The 24,995-nt window shown below is 29.4% G+C and carries 29 protein-coding genes and 2 pseudogenes; 10 read left to right on the top strand and 21 right to left on the bottom strand.

The features are described from left to right. From ACF91D_RS28190 to ACF91D_RS28170, 5 genes are all read right to left on the bottom strand, one after another. On the bottom strand, positions 1-97 hold a 97-nt coding region (locus ACF91D_RS28190; protein WP_204176137.1), incomplete at its 3' end, for a recombinase family protein. 338 nt (positions 98-435) lie between these two features. Next, positions 436-1,371: a low temperature requirement protein A gene (locus ACF91D_RS28185; RefSeq protein WP_031884071.1), complete on the bottom strand. Its 936-nt coding sequence runs from the start codon at positions 1,369-1,371 to the stop codon at positions 436-438. Between the two features lie 27 nt (positions 1,372-1,398). Continuing rightward, complete coding sequence (locus ACF91D_RS28180; protein WP_031884070.1) at positions 1,399-1,746, bottom strand: MerR family transcriptional regulator; 348 nt, start codon at positions 1,744-1,746, stop codon at positions 1,399-1,401. 45 nt (positions 1,747-1,791) lie between these two features. Beyond that, positions 1,792-2,112 carry an FHA domain-containing protein gene (locus tag ACF91D_RS28175; RefSeq protein WP_031884069.1) on the bottom strand — a complete coding sequence of 107 codons (321 nt, stop codon included), beginning with the start codon at positions 2,110-2,112 and terminating at the stop codon, positions 1,792-1,794. 30 nt (positions 2,113-2,142) lie between these two features. Then, positions 2,143-2,901: an SDR family oxidoreductase gene (locus ACF91D_RS28170; RefSeq protein ID WP_031884068.1), complete on the bottom strand. Its 759-nt coding sequence runs from the start codon at positions 2,899-2,901 to the stop codon at positions 2,143-2,145. 479 nt (positions 2,902-3,380) lie between these two features. Here ACF91D_RS28170 and ACF91D_RS28165 point away from each other — a divergent pair, with 479 nt between their 5' ends. Genes ACF91D_RS28165 through dmpI form a run of 3 tightly spaced genes read left to right on the top strand, consistent with a single transcriptional unit; the run spans position 3,381 to position 4,818 of the window. Further along, positions 3,381-3,776 (top strand): MerR family transcriptional regulator, encoded by a 396-nt coding sequence (locus ACF91D_RS28165; protein ID WP_031884067.1) that lies wholly within the window; start codon positions 3,381-3,383, stop codon positions 3,774-3,776. A gap of 60 nt (positions 3,777-3,836) precedes the next feature. After that, entirely contained in the window at positions 3,837-4,583 is a 747-nt protein-coding gene (locus ACF91D_RS28160; RefSeq protein ID WP_107524065.1) for an SDR family oxidoreductase, read from the top strand. Positions 4,584-4,632: 49 nt separating this feature from the next. Further along, on the top strand, positions 4,633-4,818 hold the full coding sequence (dmpI, locus tag ACF91D_RS28155; protein WP_031884063.1) for a 4-oxalocrotonate tautomerase DmpI: 186 nt from the start codon (positions 4,633-4,635) through the stop codon (positions 4,816-4,818). A 107-nt stretch (positions 4,819-4,925) separates the two neighbouring features. Here dmpI and ACF91D_RS28150 read toward each other — a convergent pair whose 3' ends face one another. The 6 genes from ACF91D_RS28150 to ACF91D_RS28125 all read right to left on the bottom strand — a co-directional run bounded on the left by ACF91D_RS28150 (position 4,926) and on the right by ACF91D_RS28125 (position 10,252). Further along, positions 4,926-5,528, bottom strand: coding sequence for a recombinase family protein (locus ACF91D_RS28150; protein ID WP_031884062.1), 603 nt, complete (start codon positions 5,526-5,528; stop codon positions 4,926-4,928). Between the two features lie 153 nt (positions 5,529-5,681). Next, positions 5,682-7,289, bottom strand: a complete 1,608-nt coding sequence (locus tag ACF91D_RS28145; RefSeq protein ID WP_031794962.1) for an ABC transporter permease — start codon at positions 7,287-7,289, stop codon at positions 5,682-5,684. A 25-nt stretch (positions 7,290-7,314) separates the two neighbouring features. Beyond that, positions 7,315-8,196 carry an ABC transporter ATP-binding protein gene (locus ACF91D_RS28140; RefSeq protein WP_031794961.1) on the bottom strand — a complete coding sequence of 294 codons (882 nt, stop codon included), beginning with the start codon at positions 8,194-8,196 and terminating at the stop codon, positions 7,315-7,317. Positions 8,197-8,230: 34 nt separating this feature from the next. After that, the gene (locus ACF91D_RS28135; RefSeq protein WP_202112068.1) at positions 8,231-8,920 is read right to left on the bottom strand and encodes a TetR/AcrR family transcriptional regulator; all 690 of its coding nucleotides are present in this window, start codon (positions 8,918-8,920) and stop codon (positions 8,231-8,233) included. A gap of 51 nt (positions 8,921-8,971) precedes the next feature. Then, the gene (locus tag ACF91D_RS28130) at positions 8,972-9,340 is read right to left on the bottom strand and encodes a hypothetical protein (RefSeq protein WP_392438114.1); all 369 of its coding nucleotides are present in this window, start codon (positions 9,338-9,340) and stop codon (positions 8,972-8,974) included. Between the two features lie 147 nt (positions 9,341-9,487). Then, a complete protein-coding gene (locus ACF91D_RS28125; protein WP_107524160.1) occupies positions 9,488-10,252 on the bottom strand; it encodes a DUF536 domain-containing protein in 765 nt (254 codons plus the stop codon). Positions 10,253-10,698: 446 nt separating this feature from the next. On the opposite strand from ACF91D_RS28125, the gene ACF91D_RS28120 reads away from it, so the two are divergent. Then, a complete protein-coding gene (locus ACF91D_RS28120) occupies positions 10,699-11,637 on the top strand; it encodes a replication initiator protein A (protein WP_107524161.1) in 939 nt (312 codons plus the stop codon). Positions 11,638-12,250: 613 nt separating this feature from the next. On the opposite strand, the gene ACF91D_RS28115 is transcribed toward ACF91D_RS28120, so the two are convergent. Then, on the bottom strand, positions 12,251-12,601 hold the full coding sequence (locus ACF91D_RS28115; protein WP_107524162.1) for a hypothetical protein: 351 nt from the start codon (positions 12,599-12,601) through the stop codon (positions 12,251-12,253). 434 nt (positions 12,602-13,035) lie between these two features. On the opposite strand from ACF91D_RS28115, the gene ACF91D_RS28110 reads away from it, so the two are divergent. The 3 genes from ACF91D_RS28110 to ACF91D_RS28100 all read left to right on the top strand — a co-directional run bounded on the left by ACF91D_RS28110 (position 13,036) and on the right by ACF91D_RS28100 (position 15,051). Beyond that, the gene (locus tag ACF91D_RS28110) at positions 13,036-13,431 is read left to right on the top strand and encodes a helix-turn-helix transcriptional regulator (protein ID WP_157948950.1); all 396 of its coding nucleotides are present in this window, start codon (positions 13,036-13,038) and stop codon (positions 13,429-13,431) included. Between the two features lie 772 nt (positions 13,432-14,203). Then, complete coding sequence (locus ACF91D_RS28105) at positions 14,204-14,623, top strand: plasmid mobilization protein (RefSeq protein WP_107524165.1); 420 nt, start codon at positions 14,204-14,206, stop codon at positions 14,621-14,623. Positions 14,624-14,805: 182 nt separating this feature from the next. Continuing rightward, positions 14,806-15,051 (top strand): hypothetical protein, encoded by a 246-nt coding sequence (locus tag ACF91D_RS28100; protein WP_107524166.1) that lies wholly within the window; start codon positions 14,806-14,808, stop codon positions 15,049-15,051. Between the two features lie 1,443 nt (positions 15,052-16,494). Here the strand turns inward: ACF91D_RS28100 and ACF91D_RS28095 are convergent. The 3 genes and pseudogenes from ACF91D_RS28095 to ACF91D_RS28085 all read right to left on the bottom strand — a co-directional run. Next, positions 16,495-16,565: pseudogene (locus ACF91D_RS28095) on the bottom strand (hypothetical protein); the annotation flags it as partial. An 81-nt stretch (positions 16,566-16,646) separates the two neighbouring features. Continuing rightward, the gene (locus ACF91D_RS28090) at positions 16,647-16,913 is read right to left on the bottom strand and encodes a Txe/YoeB family addiction module toxin (protein WP_031884081.1); all 267 of its coding nucleotides are present in this window, start codon (positions 16,911-16,913) and stop codon (positions 16,647-16,649) included. Further along, entirely contained in the window at positions 16,914-17,171 is a 258-nt protein-coding gene (locus tag ACF91D_RS28085; RefSeq protein WP_031884080.1) for a type II toxin-antitoxin system Phd/YefM family antitoxin, read from the bottom strand. Between the two features lie 203 nt (positions 17,172-17,374). Here ACF91D_RS28085 and ACF91D_RS28080 point away from each other — a divergent pair, with 203 nt between their 5' ends. After that, entirely contained in the window at positions 17,375-17,470 is a 96-nt protein-coding gene (locus ACF91D_RS28080; protein WP_107524066.1) for a type I toxin-antitoxin system Fst family toxin, read from the top strand. 127 nt (positions 17,471-17,597) lie between these two features. Here ACF91D_RS28080 and glpT read toward each other — a convergent pair whose 3' ends face one another. Next, complete coding sequence (gene glpT, locus ACF91D_RS28075; RefSeq protein ID WP_031884079.1) at positions 17,598-18,956, bottom strand: glycerol-3-phosphate transporter; 1,359 nt, start codon at positions 18,954-18,956, stop codon at positions 17,598-17,600. A 140-nt stretch (positions 18,957-19,096) separates the two neighbouring features. Between glpT and ACF91D_RS28070 the strand changes: the two genes are divergently transcribed. Further along, complete coding sequence (locus ACF91D_RS28070; RefSeq protein ID WP_078098841.1) at positions 19,097-19,999, top strand: glycerophosphodiester phosphodiesterase; 903 nt, start codon at positions 19,097-19,099, stop codon at positions 19,997-19,999. A gap of 498 nt (positions 20,000-20,497) precedes the next feature. On the opposite strand, the pseudogene ACF91D_RS28065 reads toward ACF91D_RS28070, so the two are convergent. Beyond that, a pseudogene (locus ACF91D_RS28065) lies at positions 20,498-20,973 on the bottom strand (recombinase family protein); the annotation flags it as partial. A 240-nt stretch (positions 20,974-21,213) separates the two neighbouring features. Here ACF91D_RS28065 and ACF91D_RS28060 point away from each other — a divergent pair. Further along, on the top strand, positions 21,214-22,251 hold the full coding sequence (locus ACF91D_RS28060; RefSeq protein WP_031884077.1) for a 2,3-butanediol dehydrogenase: 1,038 nt from the start codon (positions 21,214-21,216) through the stop codon (positions 22,249-22,251). A 322-nt stretch (positions 22,252-22,573) separates the two neighbouring features. Here ACF91D_RS28060 and ACF91D_RS28055 read toward each other — a convergent pair whose 3' ends face one another. The 4 genes from ACF91D_RS28055 to ACF91D_RS28040 form a co-directional block, all read right to left on the bottom strand. Beyond that, entirely contained in the window at positions 22,574-22,948 is a 375-nt protein-coding gene (locus tag ACF91D_RS28055; protein WP_031884075.1) for a hypothetical protein, read from the bottom strand. 4 nt (positions 22,949-22,952) lie between these two features. After that, positions 22,953-23,480 carry an acyl-CoA thioesterase gene (locus ACF91D_RS28050; RefSeq protein ID WP_031884074.1) on the bottom strand — a complete coding sequence of 176 codons (528 nt, stop codon included), beginning with the start codon at positions 23,478-23,480 and terminating at the stop codon, positions 22,953-22,955. A 111-nt stretch (positions 23,481-23,591) separates the two neighbouring features. Beyond that, positions 23,592-24,479, bottom strand: a complete 888-nt coding sequence (gene cidR, locus ACF91D_RS28045) for a cidABC operon transcriptional activator CidR (protein ID WP_031884073.1) — start codon at positions 24,477-24,479, stop codon at positions 23,592-23,594. 4 nt (positions 24,480-24,483) lie between these two features. Continuing rightward, positions 24,484-24,995: recombinase family protein (locus tag ACF91D_RS28040; RefSeq protein WP_392438111.1), on the bottom strand; the 512-nt coding region annotated here is incomplete at its 5' end.

Below are 24,995 nucleotides of genomic sequence, written 5' to 3'. Positions count from 1 at the left end.
TAAAGATACGTTCACAACCATATTCCTCAAGTGTATCAATCTGTCCATCAAGACTTTGATCTTGTGTTGATACACGTGCATAACCAATTTTAGCCATTTGAATACCACCTCTTTTAATCGTTTTATGAGTACTTACTAATGAAATCTAGTTCTCGATGCAAATAAACGCGGCTCTCATCGTCTGAAAACTCATATTTTTTGGTATTTATGATACATTGATTATAACACAAGTTTTTAGACTTCGATATCCAAGAAAAACCTCTTAATATTAAGTTAAGAGGATTTGTGTCACTTTCCGTTTTATATTGCATTAAGTTTCTTTGATAAATTGCAAAAATCTTCAGCTGTGACTGAAGGTTTTTGCAATTTATTTTAATGTAATATTTTATTTTTCTATATAGTTTAAAAATAAAATAAAAAAGTAGAATGAACAATTTACGTTTTCTCTTTGTGTAATCCCATATTGGTTGAAATACTAACTATAAATAAAATTAAGAATAGTATAAAACCATATATTTCAAATATGTTCAGGTATTCATGAGACAACAGTTTATTCATCATTAAAAATAGCATATCTAATGAGAATATTAATAACAAATGTACATAAATTGTTGTGAAACCAGTTTTATTTGTTGTGTTTTTGTCAGTCGTTTTATAGTGGTAAACGTATACAATAAACAAGCATGTAATAAAGGCAAAACACAACATATACAAAATATTCAATTGTGTTAACTCAATATTTTGTATTAATAAAACGAGCCCTTCGCCAAATAATAATATTACTAATAAGCTTAATCGTTCAGTCAAATGGTTAAAAAATATAGGGTTTTGATATGAAATTTTATAAAAGAGTAGTGGAAATACAGCTACAATAAGAATCCCTATAAAATATACCCAAAAATTAACCGTGGATGGTAATATTATAGATATTATAGAAAAAGTAATTGATAACAATAAGCCAGTCGTATAGGCTAAAACCAATTTCTTATCTACTTGCGCATTGCCAAATTTATAATTTAAGAAATATTGTATGAAAATACTTAAATATATCAAGGCTGACATTAAGACAAACGGTATAAATGTTTGTTGGAAATCACCATTTATCGCTTTAGATAATATAACTATTAGATACATATCTATAAATACAAAAATATATTGATACCATTTTTGATTAAAAAATCTATTAACTAAAAGTGTACGATAAACCCATATGGAGAAGAATACAAGAAAAATCATAAAGCTTTTTCCCAGTTCTTCTAAAGACATTAAGTTATGTGAAATACCTTCTGCTGTTTGGTTAATTGTTGATAAGATATAAACAAATATTAAATCAAAAAATAATTCTGTCATACTGACTTCTTTCTTTTCCATTTTCCACTCCTGAAATTATATTTTTATTTATTCTTCATCTAATAGTTTGAACTTCTCTTCCAATGTTTGGAGACCTTTGTTTATTAATCCTTTTTGGTCTATTAAATTTTTTTGATGCTCTAAAAATATATCTTTACGTTTCATTTTAGTTGAACTACCTTGATGATATAATTCAGCAATTTCTTTTAACTTTGATATAGGCATATGTGTTTGTCTCATACACTTTATAAATTCAATCCAATATAAATCTTCTTTTGAAAAATCTCTATAACCATTTTTATCTCTTGAAACAAATGGAAATAGCCCAGCTTTATCGTAATATCGAATCGTATGTTCACTTAAACCTAAATTTTCAGCTACTTGTTTAACTTGCATACTAACCCTCCTAAAAAAGGTGACTTTATAAAGTCACCTTTTTGCCTATTTAATCAGTTGTACTAATAGTTCTTCATATCCATTATGGATAATAGCTTCAAATCCAAATGTGGATTCCATGTCATTTTTTAATGTTGTGATAGTATCATAACCGATAAATTCAGGATCATCTATTTTCAAACCAATTCGTTTAATGTCATTATGAAATAAATTGTTTTGATGAGAAAGATCAATAATCTCTTCTGCTAAAGATTTAACGTAATTATTAGTTGGGAGAGATACATGCTTATCATCTACGACTCTGTGTTCTGTAATAATCTTTATATCTGTTTCATTTTCTTTAAATATTGCTAAAAAATAATACATATTAATAACCACCTTATAAATTTAAGTAGATTAACGTGTCGTATATCCACCATTAGCGAATAATGTTTGTCCATTTATCCACCAACCATCTAAAGTTAAGAAAGTAATAATTGGTGCAATATCTTCAATTTTTGTAAGTTGATTATGGAGTGCTTGAGATTTGTGGAATTCAACAGCATCTTCCCCCTCTTGAGGATAGAAGAATGGCGTATCCATTGGACCTGGCGCTACAGCATTAACAGATATTCCTCTGTCCATAAACTCTTTTGATGCTGCACGTGTATAATGCTCAACTGGTGCTTTTTCTCCTGCATATGTTGAATATAAGCCAGTGTAAGCTGCAAGTAACGAAGTCGCAAGTGTAATGATTTTTCCATCATTGTTCATAGACTTTTCCGCATATTTGATAAAGAAATATGCTGATTTTGAATTAATGTCTGCCATACTGTCAAACTCTTCTTCAGTCGTTTCTGCGATGGGTTTCTTAAGAACTTTTCCCACTGTGTTAATTGCAATATCTACTTTTCCAAATGTCTTCTCCGCATGTTGAAATAAGGCTTCAATATTACTTACTTTAGTTAAATCTCCAGAAAATAATGTAGCTTCCCCGCCTAATTTTTCTACTTTTGAAAGTGTATCTTTTGCATCATCTAAAGATTTCTCATCATGATGATGAATAACTAATTTTGCACCATCTTTCGCATATTCCGTACTTAATAGTCCTCCTAGATTTTTTGCCCCACCTGTAATAACTATAACTTTATCTTTCAAACTATTAAATTTACCCATATATATATAACCTCCTTTGAATATATTTCTTATCATAAACCTTAGAGTGCGATATAAAGCAATACTTTAACAAAAATTTCTCGATTTTTATCTTTATTTACTTTTCTACTTCACTATAAGGGCTTCATTAAAACATTAATCTTTAAGTGTATCAATTTGTCCATCAAGACTATAACCTTTTATTAACACACGCGCATAACCAATTTTGGACATTTAATTTTTATCATTTTATGGACACTTATTAACAAATTTATCTGTCGATGCAAATAAACAAATCTCTCAGAGTCTTAAACCTCATGTTTTTTGATATTTTCGATACATAGATTATAATACAGGTTTAAAAATTTAAGAAAAAACTCTTAATTTCCTATATTTTTATTACAGAAATTTTTTGTATAATTTATATTGAATTCCTTTGTATTAATATTGTAATTTTTCAAATGTTTTTGTTAAAGTAACTTTAAAGAGGGTGATGATTAATGTACTATGCTCAAGATGTTGAAAAAATAGTGGGAATTAACAGTTCAGCAATGAGGTATTATGAAAAAGAAGGCATATTACCTATTATAAAAAGAGACGCAAATGGAAGCCGTATGTATACAGACGAAAATATAGAATGGTTGAGATTTATTAAATTGTTAAGAGCGACAGATATGAGTATTGAAAATATAAAAAACTATGTTTATTTATTTAATCAAGGTCATTCTACGATTGAAAAACGACGTAATATTTTAAGTGAACACAAAAAAAGTATAAAAAATGAAATTAGAATAAAATTAGATTGTCTAGAACAAATTAACTATAAATTAGGTGTTTATGATGAAGTATCGCGTAACGTTAGTAAAGATCTTATAAACAAGGATTGTCGCATTTGACCTAAAGTACAGTTTAAGGTTTACCATTAATTATATATTTAATTAATGGAGGCGTATCATATGAATAATATAAAAGACAAAGTTATCCTAATAACGGGAGCATCAAGTGGTATAGGTAAAGCAACGGCTACATCACTAGCACAACAAGGAGCAAAATTAGTATTAGCAGCAAGAAACAATGAAAAGTTAAAAGAAATTTCAAAGGAATTGTCACAAGATAGTAATGAAGTTAAATATAAACAAACAGATGTGACAAATGTTAAAGAAGTAAATGAATTAGCACAGTTTGCCATTGATAATTATGGAAGAATAGACGTCTTAATTAATAATGCTGGAGTTATGCCATTATCTTTAATGCATAATAAGAAGATAGATGAATGGAACTCAATGATTGATGTAAACATTAAAGGTGTTTTAAACGGTATTTATTCAGTTATTTCTGGAATGAGAAATCAAAATTCTGGTCATATCATAAATATATCTTCTGTAGCTGGACACTTAGTTACTCCTGGTAGTGCAGTATATAGTGGAACAAAATTTGCTGTAAGAGCTATTACAGAGGGATTACGTATGGAGGAATCATCTCAAAATAGTAATATTAGAGCTACTATTATTTGTCCTGGAGCTACTAATACTAATTTAACTCAGACAATCACTGATTCGGATGTAGAAGGTAATGTATCTTCTGTATATGAAACCACAATAGAACCTAATGATATGGCTAGAGCTATAGTATTTGCAATAAATGAACCTTCTAACGTCGCTGTTAATGAACTTATCGTTAGACCTACGAACCAAGAATGGTAAGTAAAGAAAACATCAAAAAAGAGCTTATATAGAAAAGAGGATGACTATTATGCCAATTTTAAAATTAGAAACACTAAATTTAACAAAAGATCAAAAAAAACAATTAGTTGAGGAATTAACAGAAACTGCTTCACGTATTACTGGAATCCCTAAAGAAGGATATTATGTTATTTTAAAAGAAAACAACTTAGATAACGTGGGTTCTGGAGGAAAATTATTAAGTGATCAAGAATAGTGTTTATGTTCTATCACTTAATATTAAAAAATAAATAATACGTTTCATAGATTTATCATTTCAAATATCTTATATAGAATTAAAAAGGAACAAGCATAATAGTGCAATTATGCTTGTTCCTTTTTAATTCTATAAACAGTCTGTCTTGTAATATCTACTTCTTTCGCAATCTTACTAATAGAAATTCCTTGATCTAACATTTCTATAACTCGGTAATAGACCAAACGTTTTTGAGGATCTTTTGCATTTGGTGAATAAAGTACAGGTCTGCCTTTATAGATGCCTTTTTCTTTAGCCACTTTAATACCCTGTGCTTGCCTACGCTTACTTTCATTTCTTTCTTGTTCTGAAATCATTGCTAAAATTTGAATAATTAAATCTTTCATGAACTTATCTAACAATGGACTTCCAATTGCTTCATTCATCATAGGCAAGCTTGTAATCATCAATTGGACTTCTTTTTCTTTTAAATAGTTAACAGTTTGAATAATCTCATCATAATTTCTACCTAATCGGTCGATGGATTCTACAACTAAACGATCTCCCATGCGTACAAAACTTAATACTTCTTGAAAAATAGGTCTATTTTCAATCGATTTGCCCGATTGTTTTTCTGTGAATATTCTTTCAGCACCAAATACTTCTAAATTTTCAATTTGTCTATCTAAATTTTGATCTATGGTCGAAACTCTTGCATATCCAACTATCATTTTTAACACCCTTTCTCATACACCCTAATCATACAAACGAAAACAGCATTTTACAAGAGATTTTTATTGTTCGATTAGGGTACACTCTAAGAATACAAAAAACACATTTTCTTAAGTGCTTAAGAAAATGTGTTTTATAAATGAATATGATTGTTATCCAATCAAATCTCTTTTTCGATATCCTATATATCCTAAAACGATAAATATAATACTAATTATAGTTAAGTTTATAAAAATTATAATATCAAAATTGTCTTTTGGCATTTGTGGAAGCCAATTCAATATAGCTGTTTTTGAAAACCATTCCGGTAAGTCTAAAGTGTTGCCGAAGTAATTGATTGCAAAATTATAACCAAGATAAGCATAAGCTAATTTTCCGAGTTTTGGTGCCCACCCAAGAGCTAGGGCAGCAAGACTAATGAAAAATAATATAGCAGGTAAAAAATTGTAACCAGCAGCAAGGAAATTAATGATTTCTAACTCGCCATGACCTTCCATCGCATTTATCCCTGTCAGGCCAAGACTTAGCGTAGCCACTAAGACACCTAAAATACTACTATAAAATGCTAATACAATAGTGTTCCAATATACTCTACTGCGTGTCACTTTAGTAGAGTATATTTGGCTGAGACGAAGTTTGTTTTCTTCTGAAAATAGTTTATTAACAATTGCAATTGGCAATATACCAACCAAACTAACTAGAACTATCATAATTGTACTTGTGAACGAAGCTTCAATTGAAACATTAGAATTAGAAAACATTTGTTTCATCATTTCATTACTTTCTAAGAAAGTCTGCATGTCTCCATAAATTGACCCATAGGCCATACCCATAACCATAAATGCAATTAACCAGCTAATGATGATACTTTTATTAATTTTATATAATAGGCCATGGATAGATAATAATGATTTTTTGGCGTGCGCTCTTCCTTTTTTTTCAGGAATATAGCTAGCCCCCATGTCGCGTGCACCTTCAAGTATGATTGCAATAACAACTACAATAATACTAAATAAGAAGGCTATCACTATAGGAAGCCAATTATTATCTGTAAAAGGATACGTGAGATATGTCCAACCGAGAGGGTTAATGCTAGATAACCCAATATTGGATACATCTGTACCAGCACGAATAATATATAGCAAACCTACAATGCTAAGAGATGCTCCAGTCGCGGATGAAGAAGTTGGCATGATTTGAGACATAACAAGCGCAATGCTAGCTCCCATAATGCCTGCCATTCCTATTGTAATTCCAAAGAGTAGCGATCCTTGTATAGAAATCGTTTCTACATTAAAACTGATCATCATTACAAAAATAAGCACCGCTATGACCATATTGACTAACACTATTTCTATTATTGCGGCAAGTGAATTTGCTTGTCGGCCAATTTGAAATGACCGTACTAATTCTGTAAGTCCTAATTCTTCTTCTTTACGCGTATGACCAACCACATGTAACATAGATACTATCATTGCAAAGAGTCCACAAAATAGCAGCATTTCATGTGCATACATCGCGCCTACAGTATAATCTGTTGCTGTTTCGATTGGTGTTGGACCTACCATAGAAATCATCGCAGGATTTTGTAATGTTTCAAACATACCAAGTAATCCTTTTCCTTGGGCTATCTCTTTAAAAGCTGGAACAAAACTTGCAGAAAACAAAACAATACTTAGGACCCATATAATTAATTTTTTCCAATCACGCTTTAGATATTGTAAAAAAAGTATGTGCCAGCCAGTAAATTTTTCATGCATATTAAATCTGCCTCCTTTCAATTACTTAAATTTCATAATGACGAATAAATAAATCTTCTAGGGTCGGTGGTGTAGATTCAATTTTTTTAACGCCTAATTTTACTGCTTCATTTAAAATATAATTAAGTTGTTTATTTTCTGCAGAAAATGTCGCTTGATTATTTTCGTGTTTAAAATCAAATACACCTTTTACTTTTAATAATTTGGTCACATCTTCTTCTGTTTCTATTATTATTGTAGAACGTGTTAAATGTCTTAATTCATCGAGTGTGCCACTTTCTACAATTTCTCCCTGACGAATAATAGCCACTCTGTCTGCTAGCCGTTCCACTTCACTTAAAATATGTGAAGATAATAAAATAGATTTTCCATTGTTTTTAATTTTTTCCACTTCTTCTTGAAACACAACTTCCATTAACGGATCTAGACCAGAGGTTGGTTCATCAAAAATGTACAAATCTGAATCTACTGATAAAGCTGCAATCAAACCTACTTTTTGACGATTACCTTTTGAATATCCTTTAGCTTTTTTCTTAGGGTCTAGTTCAAAGCGTTTAATTAAGTCATCTCTTTTTTCTGTATCTCCATTGCCATGTAAGTTCATGAATAAATCTATAATTTCTCCGCCAGTCAAATTCCCCCATAATGCAATATCTCCTGGGACATAAGATATACGTTTATGGATTTTAAGACTTTCTTTCCATACATCATTACTAAATATTTCTGCTTCACCTGCATCTCGTTTAATAGCCCCTAATAATATACGTAAAGTAGTAGATTTTCCGGCACCATTAGGACCAATAAATCCTAATGTTTCTCCTTTATTTACTGTAAAAGAGACGTTGTTTAAAGCTTTGAAATTACCAAATTTTTTTTGTAAACCGTTAATTTTTACAACTTCCTCCATAATAATGAAACCTCCCTTTAAAGTGTTTTGTTTTTTATATTTCATTTTTCTTATAAAAACTATGTTTTAATATTTGAGCGTAAACATTCCATTCTTTAAGATATTGCTCACCAAAATTAGAAAGACTTTCAAAAGAATTGATTTGTTGAAGCCCCTTTTCTCCGAAACCATACATTGTCCAATTGAGGATTTCGATTGCTTTATTGATATCTATATCGTCACGAAATTTAGAATAGTCGATTCCAATATATATTTTTTGCCTTCCATCTTCATATATACGAGCAACATGTTGTTCAATGGTGGCTTTGACTTCGGGCGATTCTTCTTCAATGGTAGATTTTAGAAAATCAAAAATTTCAGGGTATTTTTGTTGAACATATAACTTTTGTAAACCAATATTCTCAATTCTATTGAACAAATCTGTTTCGCTTAAATCAATTTCTTCATACATATCCTCTAAAATTTGAGTGCTATAACTAATCAAATAACAATAAAGCTCCTTTTTACTGTTAAAATAATTAAACAATGACCCTTTAGATATATGTGCTTGTTTCACAATTTCATTTGTTGATGCCTTGTCAAAACCACTTTTCACAAATTCTTTGATTGAGGCATTAACAATCGTTTTTTGTTTCTCTGGTTTCAGATTATTAAATATAATATTAATTAAAATGTCCTCCTTTAACACTCGAAATTGACTATCTTGGTCATTTAAATCGTACATGAATTGACCAAAGTAGTCAATATATCTTTATATTTATTTTTCATGGATATATTAAAAAAAGCAGTCTTTTAAATATTTCACATCAATATTTTTTATTGACAAAGAACGATTCCAAAATGACGTTGAAAATAAAAATACTGCAAAATTATCCAAAATTTTCCCAACTAAAAAGAAAAATATCATAATTACGACAAAACTTATAAAAAGAGCAATTATAAAAACAATGTATGGTCCTCCAATGTTTGGTATATCATCACTATCTCCACCATAATATTGATCACAAATATTTTTCATAGGACGTCTAACCCAAATAAATACGCGAAACCATAAATATAGCATTGCACCAAAAGCAATTACTATGTACGGTATAAAAATAATAATTTTTACAAGTCCAAAGATTAATTCAATAATATTATTCAAAAACATTCCCCCAAAATTTATATATAACCATTATATAATGTTTGATACTTATTTTGTTAAAACGTCTTCTTTATTTTACATAAGCGATGATTATCAGAAGTTATAGCATAAAAAAGGCACTACAAGCTTGTAGTGCCTTTAATCGTATTAATTACCAAATAAACGACTCCAGAAACCTTTTTTAGGTGGTTTTTCTTCTCTACTTTCGTCTTCACTATCTATTTCTTCGAATTGTTTATCGTCTTTTGTGGATCGTTCGTTGTTGAGATTTTCATCTTCATTCTCTTCAGGTATATCTCTACGCTGTAACTCTGTGGGTTGTTCCTTTTCTGGTTGTTGATTAAAATCTTTAGTTTCTTCGGTAAACTTTGCTTCTTGTGCATTAACATTTTGTCTATCATTAGAAGATGTATCAAAGGAATAATTAAGCTGTCTTTCTTCCTCTAATTGGCTTTCTAGTTTTTGAATTTTTTTATTACTTTCTAAAGCCAATATTTGTTGATTTTCCAATAGTTTGTTTAATGTATTAACATTACTATTTTGTTGATCTAATTGTTTTGTTAGGTTCTCAATATATTTTTCGTCATTTTCAGCTCGGGTTTTAAAGATTTCTATTTGTTTTTCTAATTCGTTTACTTTTGTTTTTAATGTCTCAGAAATACCGAAATTACTGTACTCTGCATTTTTAGCTTCGGAAGTGTTTTCATTAGGTATTTCCTTTTTAACTGTTTCCCTCTTTTCTACAGTACTTTCTTTTTTTGTTATTTTTTCTATAATTTTCAAACAGTCATTATCACTAATATAATTAACACCATTTTCTTTTGAAAAAGTAATATTTAAATTTTTAGCATTATTAACAATAGTTTGTTTAGTTACATTCAATTCATCAGCAAGTGTTTTAATAGTTTTCATACAAATCATCCTTAGGTACTAAATTAGGTACCTAGATTTTACCACCTAACAGTAAATTTTTCATCATTTACTACCTAATTTTACCGCCTAATTTAGTGCCTAAACGCCTAATTAGGTGCCTACGAACTATTTTTACCAGTTAATTAGGCACTAAATAAATCTATTCTAAGATTTCCGGTTCTTAATATTATCCTAACGATTTTTAAAACGCTTTATATGCGTGTTTAAAAGTGTTAATATTACTTTATGAAAATTAAAAGAGCCAATGCTATTGGCGTAGCACCGGCTCTTGGTAATAAAACGATTCGCATTCGTTTGTTTATATATTTTTTTGATACTTGTATTATATATATCTAATCATCTAAGTGCAAGCACAAAACATGTAACTTACGTAAAAATTGTTTTATTGCCTCAACTTCTAAATAAACGGAAATGAGGTTTTTATTATGCCAAATTTTGAGAAATATAATTTATCTCAAGTGAAAACTGAAAGATTCTATCAATTACCTAAATACTTATTTGAAGATGCATATTTCAAGAAAATGTCAGCAGAGGCCAAAATTATGTATGCATTATTAAAAGATCGTTTTGAATTATCTATACAAAACGAATGGGTAGATAAAAATAATAACATTTATTTTATTTTTAGTAACAAACATTTGTGTGAATACTTAGGTTATGCTGAACAAAAAATCATAAAATTAAAAAAAGAACTAGTGAAATTTAACTTACTTACTCAAGAGCGAGTGGGGCTTAATAAGCCTAATAGATTATATCTATTAAAGCCAAATTACAATAATGAAACCAGTCATAGCAAGGAACTTCCAAATTCACAGTTCCAAAACAATGAATTTGGAAGTTCTGGAACAATGAATTCGGAAGTTCTTGAACAATTGAATTCACAGTCTAATGATACTAATTTAAATAATACTGATTATATTGAAACTGAGAATAATGACACGAATGATTTGAATGATACATCTAACAATATTTCTACAAACGCTCATTCGAATCATACAAATCATCAACAAACTGAATTTAATAATGATGCCTTAAAATTCCAAGTGCTTGAAGAATTGCCACAACAAATCAAAGATTACTTAAGTAATTTTGAAATTAGAGAAATTCGTATTATTAAAAGTGTTTTACTTAAAGGGAAAAAATCATTTAATAACGCCCATGATACATATTACCGTTTAGAAGACGTGGAGTTCGAACTTGTCAGTGTCTTAAAACGCTTTAAAGCGATGTTGCTACAAAAGCATGAAACCGTTGAAGCTATGCAAGGTTATTTGATGCAATCGATTAAAGCTGAACTTGAAGAAATACATGCACTGAATATGCGTCGTCAAAATATACCTAAACATAATATCTTTAATCAATAATTCAACTGCAACTTGGGATTTTGAAAAACAAACGATTATTTAAGAATTTAAGGTGATTCTGTAGGATGTTAATGGCATTTATCTTTGGAGCTATACTAGTTTTTTAGTTTTAATAGCTATTGCAAAACTTGGTCAAATTATAAAACAAAGTAATAAACATTAGCTTAAAGTTTAGCGTTTATTATGCTTTTTTACCCCTGATGGAACTATAACGTTTAAATCCTATAGTCGAGGAATTTTCATGCTATATTTTAAATTTGCATGTAACTGGGCAGTGTCTAAAAAATTAGTCACTGGTTTTGCTTAAATTTTGTTTGTGAAATGAGAATATATTTATTTGGCTCATATTTGCGTTTTAAGAGCTTATGTATGTTTTTAGGTATAAAACTATATGATTTATACCTAAAACTTTAAAATACCCCTTTAAAATAAAAATTAAAGGCATTTAAGATCTAACAAAAGAAAGTAGCCACCAAATTTTATTGGTGGCTACTTTCTTTCACTATTTTCATTTTTGGAAGTGAACAGTGAAAAGAAAACAGAACGCTAATTAAATTATAACGCGCTTTTATGCCGAGGCTCAAAGTCAATAAAGCAATTGGAATAAAGATATTTAATAAAAGGGACTAATGTCTTTCTTTATTTTATTTATTATTTCTCCGATTCTTTTCAATGCTGCTTCGTGACTTTGATTTTCTGGTGCTTTTTTTTCTGGATTGTATCGACTTAATTCCACTTTATTTAGGTATATGCTTTCTTTTTTTTGGATTATTTTTTTAATATCATTATTTGTTAGAATTTCTATTTTTTGATATTGAATATCTGTAATTTTTCCGTTTATTTTTTCTAATGCCTTTTCTGCTTTTGTAATCTCTTCTTCGATTTCTTTTTTATGTTCAAGAAATTTTGAGTGTTGCATTGTATATATCAAAAAGAGTCTAGATTCTACGAACATTCTATCCATATAGGTAACGTCGTCAATATGGATTAGTATTTTCTTTCTTTTCTTTTTGATTTATATGTATAGCATAATAGGCTATAAATACACTTCCTAAGCTCGTTAATAATGTTATAAAACTAATCATTATTTGAGTTAAATTTTTATAATGAGAGAAAAAACTTTCTACATTTTCTAAAAAAATATTTAAGGAGCTAGTACTGTTTATTAATAATGTTATCGTTGAAATTATAAATATTATTTTCATTTTTTCTCCTTGCTTTGCAGGAACGAGTAAGACGAGTTCCTTCTTGTCTTGATACTATATAGAAATAATGTTCTTTTTAAATTATATAGTATCATTTGTAAGATTTTTAATTTAATTATTGATAAAATCATACTGGTGGTAAAAAAATTGACACTATGTGGTAGCTTGATTATATACAAGGAGTATTTTTATATTGAAAACAATACAAGAGATTGCTAGAAACTTAAGTGTTTCTAGCACCACAGTTAGAAACCATTTAAAAAAGCTACCGTCGCATTTATCAGCTACTAAAGAAAGAAATATTTATAAAATAAATGCTGATGTAGAAAAATTTTTAAGAGATAGTATCTTAAAAAATGAGAAAGAAGATTTAAATAGTAAAAAGCAGGAATCTAAAGGTTCAGATATGGAAACATTTTTATTAGAAAAAAGAGCTAAAGAAATTTCAAAAGATAATGAATATCTTAAAAGTGAAATTAATAAGAAAGATAACTTAATTGAAGATTTAACGATATTATTCAAACAGCAACAAAAATTACAATTAGATGCTAATAAAGAATTGCTTAAATATAAAAGAGAGACGGATTAAAGAACAAATAAAAAAACTTTAATTTATGATATTAATGAGCAGCATTTTATTGTTAGGTTTAAACATTGAATCTGAGCTAACCAACATAGTGTTCGAATTTTATAAATAATGTGAGTAAAAAGTGACCTACATGTATTAAGAATTAATGCAGTAGGTCATTTTTTATTGGAAGTTTGTTAGTGGAGTCTGTAATGATGAAAAAAGAAGTTTAACACACATTTTATGAAAGAGAGTAAATTAAATTTTTAGAGCGTTAAAAATGAATTTATGTTGACTAAGACTTTAACCAAAGGAGTCCCGGATAACAGGATAAGGAGGAACAATGCCATTGCCATGGCACCCAGCATAGCTGGGGTTCTCTAAACTCATCCTTAAAGGATCTGAATGTTGATATTACGGTATTTATGAATCATAATCTAATTACGGACACAAAGGAATCTATGAAATTTTACATGGCATTTTCTTTGGAAAATAGCAATTTTTCTATCCTTTGGGGCGCAAGGGGTTTCTCAACAGGGAACCTTTAGATTCCCTAGAGATTCCCCGAAGGATTCCTTATGTTCATCCAAAATCAATTAATATTTCAGTGTATAATTGATTAGTAATTACTTAGTTAAATATGATACGATAAAACTAAGTAATTGCTAAATTAACAACTTGTTAAAATAGATGAGTATTTACTTAGTTTATTTTTTGTGAAAATATTGAGTGATTACTAACCATATTATCGAATGAATAAATGAGTAATTACTTAGTTATGGAGGGGTCAAGAATGACCAATAAAAGTCATAGAAAAGCTAAAACAATTAACATCAATTTAACTGAAGAAGAATATAAAAAAGTAAAAGCGTTAGCAGAAGATAGAGATTTAAATCCAACAGCTTATACACGGCTTGCGGCATTAGGTAATCGTATCAAACCTACAGTTGTCTATAACACAGATGAGTATACTGAACAGATAAAAAAAGAAAAACAAACACTTGAGATGGCTTTAGAGACAAGCGTACCAAAAGAAGATGTTGAGCTTTTAGAAGCACAATGTGAAAGTTATAAAACTTATATTGATACGTTTAAGAAGTTCTTGCAGTATGTACAAGAAGATGCGGAATATATTAATTTGAACGGATATAAGAGAGATGAACAATTAAAAGAAGAGATGAAAGATGCTATTAAATCCTTTTTTGAAAACTGATTTAATTTTTCAAAGATATAAAACATACGAATATGATTTATATTACATTTTGAAATTTTCGTTCTCATCCACACAATTAAAATTGAGGGCTTTCTCACTAGCTAAATTCTTTAATCTTCAATAGTTATAAATTCGCTTATTTTAGATGAAAATGGCGAAAAAGAGCTAGTAATTCTATTTCTATGACTGATTTAGATAACGTAGCAAGTGAAAGTACCGACATTTCAAATACTGATATTGAAAATTTAAGAAATGGTGCAGTAGATGAAATGGTAAAATTATATAGTACAATCGATTCAAAAAATGATACTCAAGAAGGACTAAAAGCTCAGCAAAAACACCTTAATAATTTTAGTACTGATAAAATTTATGAATTATCATCAATAAGTAGTAAGACTGGAATCAGATCAAACGACAAACCAAAATAGGAAAGATCACTTTATTATGGTAGCGCCTAGAAAAATTAAACAAATAGAAGGTATATAAAAGAAACTAAATCAGTTATATAAAAACATTAACTTTGAAGAATTGAATTATGGGGAAGTTAAAATTGATAAAAACTCAAAATTTATATTAGATAAAGAAGATTATCTATCACAACAAACTACTGAGAAAATGCTCAATTTATAAAACAATTAATCAATGAAGATGATACAAACAAATCAATAACAATAAATATAATCAAATAAATGAAGATATAAATACGTTTATTTAAACATTAAGTGTTCAGTTAAATATTTTAACTGAACACTTTTTTATTCTGGTATCGTTAATGTATAAACATAAGTTACTGCATAAAAATAATTCCAAAGGTTAATTTAAGACGAATAAATTATGTAAATAATACATGTTAAGTATTTCACAAATGTTTGTTAATTTAAATAAAACACATAAAATCCAGACTCCTTTAGGGAGTCTATAACGACTCTAAAGAGTCTGGATTTTTAAACCTCTTGGGGGACAAGGGATATGCCGTTTGATAAAATCTCATAAAAATGCCATGTAATAATACACAGACTCTATTGTTACCGCGTTATAAATTATTATATAAATACTGTTACACCAGTGTTTATAATGTTTAAGGATAGGTTAAGAGAACCCCAGCTATGCTGGGTGCCATGGCAATGGCATTGTTCCTCCTTATCCTGTTATCAGGGAGTCTAAAAGGAGTCGCTGATATAATTAATAGGTAAGAATAAACAATATAAGTTGTTCTATTAATTATCATTAATATAATGTTATAAGTTTTATATTAATCAACTTTAATCATCTTAATTGCGCTCGTTTATTAATAAACAACCAATTAATGTATATAAAATGTGAAGCTAATTAGGAACGTTAGATATACTTTAATAAATCAAATAACTACATTTTTATTTTTGATTTATTAAATGTATTAAACTTAGTTATAAGTTAATGCAGGAGGTTTAGTTTTTGAAATACTAATTAAATGTTATAAAAAAGAGGAACCTATATATAATATAAATTCCTCTAAAGATATTTGGAATATATTTTATTAACTTAATGTACCTTTTATATCATTTATAGATAAAAGAGAACTATATTAATCGTTACCTAAATAATTTCTTCAATTCGTTTCATTTGTTTTACTGCATCATTTTTAAAATTAACACTCATATATGAATTGAAACTACTTTTTATTTTTCCGATTATAGCATATGGTTCTGTTATATTTATTTTATCCAACCAATTTAGTAATGACATATAATCAAATACATCAATATGATTAATTAATCTTTCATATCTTAAATTTCGATTTATTATTTACTAAGTGATTATTTAGTAATAAAGATCAAAAAAATAACCATTCCCAACTTTTGACCGAGTAGGTAGAATGGTTATTTATTAATTTACTGAAAAGCCACCGTTTTTTTAACGGGCTCATTTAGCAACATGTTAGCGCATGTTGTCCTTTTTCTATACAAATCAATAATAATATTGTATTACATAAATGCCCATATGCTATTTTAATATATAATCCATAACTAAAAATTAGCTACTTTTATTCATAATGTGACCATGCAGAAAGGATAAAAACTACCTTATCATCTTCATCAACTGTGTAAACAACTCTATGTTGATGGTTTATTCTTCTTGAATAGCGCCCTAAGTGTTTAGGTTGCAACTTTTCAAAAGATTGGCTCGGAAAATAAGGGTCTTCTTTTAACGTGTCTACAATTTTTAAGAATTGTGTTTTCAACTGTGATTGTTTAATTTTCTTTAAATCAGATTTTGCTGAATTTTTAATAGAAATACTGTAATTATCCATTTAGAGGTTATCCCAGTCTAAATCATCAATATTAGTGTAGCCACTGCTATCTTTTTCACGCTCTCGTACTTTATCCATAGTACCTGTTGTTTCAAGATATAATGTTTCTTGAATACTATCCCAATCTTTTTGGCTTATAATTACGGCGTTATTTTCACTCTTAGAACTGCTTATAATAACGGGTTCGTGGCTATCATTAACCTGTTTAAGTAGTTCATAGAATTCTTTTCTCGCATTAGTAGGCGTTTTAATATTCATTATTAATCACGTCCTTTCTTTATTCTATATTATAACGTACCTGAAAACGTACGTAAAGTTATGACCTATAATGGATTATAAGTTTGATTTTTACATAATTTAACTTATAAGAAGTGGATATGATTCAAAAGATACAGATGGTATAATAGTTGAGTCGCCTATCTCTCAGGCGTCAAATTTGACGTAGAGAGGAGGTGCAGAAAATGACAGATATTCTTGTTCACATCATGACCACGGCAGTAAGTGGTTGTATTGTCGCTTTATTTGCGTATTGGCTTCGCAAGCGTGATGATAAGTAAAATAGGCGACTAAGCCACACCAAAAAACCCCTCACTATTCTCAGTAGTGAGGGGTTTGGTGCATCAAATGCAGATATTCTTGTTAAATATATTATAACATTAAATTTAGGAATAATGCAAAATTGTGTTAATCGATTTGTTCTTGACCTCGTTTATTCCAAGTTAAAATGAAACTTAACATGGCTAAAATACTAATCACTGTTAATAAAATGAAACCAGTATCCCAGCCAAACTGTTGAACCACAAAACCTAAAACAATGTTGGCCATAACTGCGCCAAACAGATAACCGAATAGTCCTGTCAATCCAGCTGCAGTACCTGCGGCTTTTTTAGGCACATAATCTAAGGCTTGTAATCCAATTAACATTACAGGACCGTATATTAGAAATCCAATAGCGATTAAAGAAACATTATCCAACCATGGATTTCCTGGCGGATTTAACCAATATATTAATACAAATATTGTTACGCCCAACATAAAGAAAAAACCAGCTGGGCCACGACGGCCTTTAAAAAGTTTGTCTGATAAATAACCACAGAGCAGAGTACCAGGTATTCCAGCCCATTCATATAAGAAATAAGCCCATCCTGAAGCATTTAAATCAAATTGTTTTTCTTCACTTAAGTATGTTGGAGCCCAATCTAAAACGCCGTAACGTACGAAATAAACAAAAATATTCGCAAATGCGATAGCCCATACCCATTTATTATTAAGGACGTACTTAAATAGTATTTCTTTTGTAGTTAATTCTGTTTCAAGCGTTTCTTTAGACGACGTTGAATAATCATTCTTATATTTTTCAATCGGAGGTAAACCTTGGGATTGAGGTGTATCTCGAATTAAAGCATAAGAGATGATTGCAATAATAATTGCTAATAAAGCTGGATAAATAAAAACGCCTTCAAATCCTTTTAAGTATCCAAAGTTATATAAAGCCGTCATGGAAATTCCCCACGTGGCTATTGGAGCCATTAAGCCTCCCCCAACATTATGAGCTACATTCCAAATTGAAGTTTTTCCTCCACGCTCACTTACACTATACCAATGGACTAAAACACGTCCTGAGGGTGGCCAGCCCATACCTTGAAACCAACCATTTAAGAACAGCATTATAAACATAATAGTAATACCAGACGTAAAGAATGGGACAAATCCAAGCAGTAAATTAACAATAGCTGTTAATATGAGTCCTAACGTTAAAAACATTCTAGCATTACTTCGGTCACTTACAGTTCCCATCACAAATTTACTAAAGCCATAAGCAATAGAAACTGCAGAAAGTGCAATACCTAACTCCCCTTTACTAAAACCTTGTTCAATTAATGAAGGCATAGCCAAAGAAAAGTTTTTTCTCAATAAATAATAACCAGCATAGCCTATAAAAATACCTAAAAACACTTGAAGACGCAATTTTTTATATGTATCATCCACTTTTTCTGATGGTAAAGGATCGATATGTTTAGCTGGTTTTAAGAAATTGAACATGATAATCCCTCCTTTTATAAATTTTATATAATATTTATGAAAAGCTAATTGTAAATCGAGTTTAATTAAATAAGTAAGCGTTGTCAATACAATTTTATTTTGCTAAGCTAAATGAAAATATTTAAGGAGATGAAAAGAGAATGGATGTAAAAAAACTGTTTTATTTATTATGTGCTTTGGTGATTTTTACAACTCTTAATACTAATGTTGTTAGTGCGAGTGGTTTTGCTTCTTCAAAAGAAAAAGTTAAGGAAAATATTTTAGATAATAAAGTTTCAATAGCACATCGTGGAGCTAGTGGTTATGCTCCCGAACACACATTTTATGCTTATGATAAATCTCATAAAGAATTTAATGCGGATTATATTGAGTTAGACTTACAAATGACTAAAGATGGCAATTTGATTGCAATGCATGATGAAGATGTTGAACGTACTACAGGTCATAAAGGAAGAGTTGAAGATTATACTACCCAAGAACTAAAACAAATGGACGTTGGAAGTTGGTTTAATAAAAAATATCCAAAATACGCCAAAAAGGAATATAAAGGGGCAAAAATACCTACTTTAGAAGAAATACTAGATCGTTATGGTGATAATGCAAACTATTATATAGAAACAAAATCACCAGACGTTTATCCAGGAATGGAAGAAAAACTCTTACATAGTTTGAAACAACATAATTTATTAAGTAATCAGAAATTAAATAAAGGTCAAGTTGTTATTCAATCATTTTCGCAAGAAAGTTTATTAAAAGTTGCAAATATGAATAATCAAATCCCATTAGTCCAATTAGTAGATAAAGATAAATTATCAACATTTACATCTGAAGATTTAAAATTCATTTCATCATATGCTATAGGAGTGGGACCAGATTATAGTGATTTAGATAAACAAACGGTGCAAAAGCTACATGAGTATAATTTAAAAGTACACCCTTATACTGTAAATACTGAAAAAGATATGAAAAAAATGTTGAATATAGACGTTGATGGTGTTTTTTCAAATTATATTGATAAATATATTAATTTAAAAAACAAATAAAAATTATGTAACCTTTATAAAAATAATAAACGAATCTTGTTATCAAGAATATAAAGGTGATGCCAAAGAAGTCGCATTTGAAAAAGACTGTGGAGAATGGTCATATAAAATTGCGCAAGTTGATAATACAGATGAATCTGAAGTAATCATTCAAGATAAAGATCAAAAAGCAGTTAACAAAGAAAAAGAATCAAATGAAGGAGATCAATCGGATAAAACATTCAATTATAAACAAGCATTACAAAAAGGCATTGATGAAGTTAACGGTGACGCTTTGAAAGAATGGTCTCTTGAAAAAGATCATGTAAATTAGTTTATGACATGGATATTCTATATAAAGGCGATAACCATGAAGTAAGCGTTGATGCAAAATCTCTCGAAATATTCAAAAGTGAAATAGATAATTAAGGACCTCTTATGTTGTTTAAACTTGAAGTCTACCTAAATATAGCATAAATCAAAGCCCAGTAATTTTTTGTATTACTGGGCTTTGATTTATTAGTCTTTAACAATTCTATAAACTGTTGGACGGCTCACACCTGTTTGTTTAGCTATTCTTTCCCCAATTAATCTTTGTTCATCGTATAAAAACTTAATTTTTCTTTTTTATGATCCGATAAAGAAGACCTCCCCCTTTTCTTCCTCGTGCTCTTGTAGCTTCAAGCCCTTTTTTAGTACGCTCACTTAATAAGTTAGCTTCGAGTTCAGCGAAGACGCTCATAACCGTAAAGAACATCTTACTCATCGCAGCTTTCGTTTATTTACACATTCTTGATATGTAAACCACTCCTGTTTTCATCTAATCATTGAGGGTAACTAAATTAGTTGCTTTATTGTTCTACAAAGACGTTTAAGTTTATATCTAACTAAAATATCGTCTTCACGTAAGTAGTTTAAACACTTATCAAGTTCTACTCTCCTCGTGGTATGGCTACTTACTTTTCGCTAAATATATGTTCGCATCTGCATTCTTCTTTTGCTGATTTTCTAACCATTTATCTATCTAGTATGCATCTTGAATCAAATAAAATTGTATTCTTAAAGTCTAAAAACTCATATATATATGATACTTGGATTATAATACAAGTATTAATAAAATAAAAATTATATTATTAAGAAAACAAATAATCAATTTAATAATTATTTGTTTTTTGTTTGAAAATAATTTTTAAAAAGTATACTATTAAAGTAATTAAGACAAGGAGGTTTTATCAATGAAAGCAGCAGTTTGGTATGGTCAAAAAGATGTAAGGGTTGAAGAACGAAAGTCTAAAGAATTGCAAGATAATGAGGTTAAAGTTAAGGTATCTTGGGCAGGTATTTGCGGTACAGACTTACATGAATACTTAGAAGGTCCTATATTTATTTCAACAGACAAACCCGATCCATTTCTTGGGCAGAAAGCTCCTGTTACATTGGGCCATGAATTTTCAGGTGTAGTAGATGATATTGGCTCTAAAGTTACAAAATTTAATAAAGGAGATCGAGTTGTTATTAATCCCACAGTTTCAAATCGTGAAAAAGAAGAAAATATTGATCTTTATGATGGTTATTCATTTATAGGATTGGGTTCTGATGGTGGATTTGCAGAATTTACAAATGCCCCAGAAGATAACGTTTATAAATTGCCAGATAATGTTTCTGATAAAGAAGGCGCGCTTGTAGAACCAACAGCTGTTGCGGTTCAAGCAATTAAAGAAGGTGAAGTTCTATTTGGCGATACTGTTGCTATTTTTGGAGCAGGTCCAATTGGTTTATTAACAGTCGTAGCAGCCAAAGCTGCAGGTGCAAGTAAGATATTTGTTTTTGATTTATCAGAAGAAAGATTAAATAAAGCTAAAGTAATAGGTGCTACTCATACTATAAATTCTGCTGAATCAAATCCAAGTGATGTTATTAATAAATATACGGATAATGGAGTGGATGTAGCATTTGAGGTAGCTGGTGTAGCACCAACTCTTAAATCTGCTATAGACGTTACTAGAGCAAGAGGCACTGTTGTTATAGTTTCTATATTCGGGCACCCTATTGAATGGAATCCAATGCAGTTAACTAATACAGGAGTAAAACTTACTTCTACGATTGCTTATACACCTACCACATTTCAACAAACAATAGACTTAATTAACGAAGGTAATTTAAAAGTCAAAGATGTAGTTACTGATGAGATTGATTTAAATGACATTGTAGAATCAGGTTTTGAACAACTCGTAAATGATAAATCACAAGCAAAAATTCTCGTTAGGATATAAAAATTAATAAAAGGAGTGCCTCTAAATTAGAGATACTCCTTTTAAAATTAAAATACATTTTATGTTAGCCAAGAAAATTCTGATTTTCTATGACTAACTAATCAAGGTAGTTTTAATGAAGTTATTATTTTTATATTCTTCTGTTAAGAGTTGGCCTTGATTTGATACATAAGAAAAATCTTCATTAAGTGTAGAAACCTTTGTGGGAAAAAGCCAATACAATTTCCCTTTTTCAAACATATTGTCTTTTTTTATGCATAAATATTTGCATTCTGATATTCGCATTATTGCTGCCTCTTTTTAAAATAAAAGTAATATTGTGTTATTTGATAATTGTGTTATTGAATACAAAATTGGGTTCAGCCCCTAAAATAATAAGGAATATTTGGGAATAAGATATACTCTTAAATTTTGATACTATATTTTTAAATAATTCAAAATGTTCAGCTTTTTTAACTTTCCCCACTTCTTGTTCATACAATTTTAAAACAGGCTCTCTAATTAAAGTAGGTCTGTTACTTTGAATTCTTTCAATGTTATTTGAAAACATGAGTAAACCTAGATATTTATAATGAATGCTCAATTGTCTTGTTAAACTTGCTATATATTCTAAATTTTCGTATATGCTAGGGTATGTTTCTCTTAAATTTGTTAGATCTAGTTTTATTTGATTGAGTTCTTCTATTTCATTAGTCATTTTATCATTGCTCCAATTCCCAGGGTTTTTTTCTATCTAAGCTTTCAATCATATTTTGACTTTGTCTTCTTTTAATTTTTCGAATTTTAGCTCTTTCTTCTCCATCCATAAATAATAATTTCTCTTCTTTACTTTGAGGGGAAATTTTTGGTACTTTAATTGGTTTTTTACTTTCATCTAGAGCTACAAAAGTGAGAAAAGCGACAGCAGCAATTTTGCGTTCTGCAGTAATCATATTTTCTGAAATAACTTTACAAAAAATTTCCATAGATTTCTCTCCGGTGTAAGCTACATAAGATTCCACACAAACTGAATCAGATTGTGTGATTGGGTATAAAAACTCTACAGAATCAGTAGAAGCTGTAACACATTCCTTAACTCTTGCGTGTCTTCTAGCGGATAATGTTGCGTTATTATCAATTTTTTTCATCAGCACTCCACCAAATAGAGTGTTATAGTTATTCAAATCATTAATTAGAACTTGGTCCGTACTGACAATTTTACTATCCTTAGGATGTTTACAATTTTCCATAAAAAAACTCCCGTTTCTATAATATTTTATATTCTAAATTATAGTTCGAGAGTGTATAAGTATAAAATATCCTTTTTTTATAGGGTTATAAATTTTTCAAATGGCTTGTGTTTAAGGATTAATTAGAAAATTTTCTTGTATAAACTTAATCCAATTTTTTGTTAAAGAATCAACTATGATATCTTTTCTCCAAATGATTGCAAGTTCCCATTTCATTGAAGAGTCCATGATGTCAATAGCTTGTAAATCATTATCTAATAGCTCGAGTATACCTTCAGGTAATATACATATACCCATATTATTTAATAGCATTTCTTCTATAAAGCTCCATTGGGTCGTTTCAAAAATTATATTCGGTTTGAAACCATTGTTGTGGCATATATTTTTAATTTTATCGTTTAGATAGAAATCTGAGTTAAATAAAATAAATTCATAATCCTTCAAATCTTTGATATTAATACTGTCCTTTTTAGACAATTCGTGATTTTTATGAACTACTAATTTTAACTTTTCCTCTAAAAAAGAAAATGTACTAAAAATTTTATTATTTGTAGGTAATACAGTAATCCCCATGTCTAAATCTCCATAATATATGTCATTTTCAATTTTTTTACTTCCGTTTTCAAAAAGTTGAAAAGTTACGTTAGGATAAGACTCATGAAACTGAGAAATTAATTTGATTAATTTCCTAATATTGATGATGGTGGGGATACCTATTTTTAGATGTCCTGTTTTTAGTTCCAATAGGTTGCTTAATTCATTCGGGATATTTCTATACATTTTAAGCATTTCTTTACATTGAAAAAAGAATGCTTCTCCTGCATCAGTTAAGTATAATTGATTTTTATATCTATTAAATAGTGTTACTTCTAATTCTTTTTCCAATAGCTTAATTGTGTTGCTAATCGTAGGTTGTGTAATGAAAAGATTAGATGCTGCTTTGGTCATGCTTTTTTGCTTTACGACTTCTACAAAATATTGCATATGTCTAAGTTCCAATAACCTACCCCCTTTTTATTATTCTGTATACTGTTGAACGACTAACTCCTGTTTGTTTAGCAATCTCTTCACCTGTAAGCTTTTGTTCATCATATAAGAATTTGATTTCTCTCTTCTTATGATCTGGTAATGGAGGTCGACCACCTTTTCGTCCTCTTGCTCTTGCAGATTCTAACCCTTTTTTCGTACGTTCACTTAATAAGTTAGCTTCAAGTTCCGCAAATGCACTCATCATAGTAAAAAACATCTTGCCCATTGCATCTTTGGTGGACACGTTCATATCAATAATATGTAGATCAATACTATTTTCATCTAGCCATTGAGATAACTCAATTAACTGTTTTGTTGTACGCCCAAGACGATCTAATTTATAAATAACTAAAATATCGCCTTCACGTAAATAATCTAAGCATTTATCAAGTTCCGTTCGTTTCGTTTTGCGACCACTCGCTTTCTCGCTAAAGATACGTTCACAACCATATTCCTCAAGTGTATCAATCTGTCCATCAAGACTTT

It is taken from the genome of Staphylococcus sp. 231237_7MaSpsaltlick, assembly GCF_043107035.1.
This window is presented reverse-complemented; position numbering and strand designations above follow the sequence as displayed.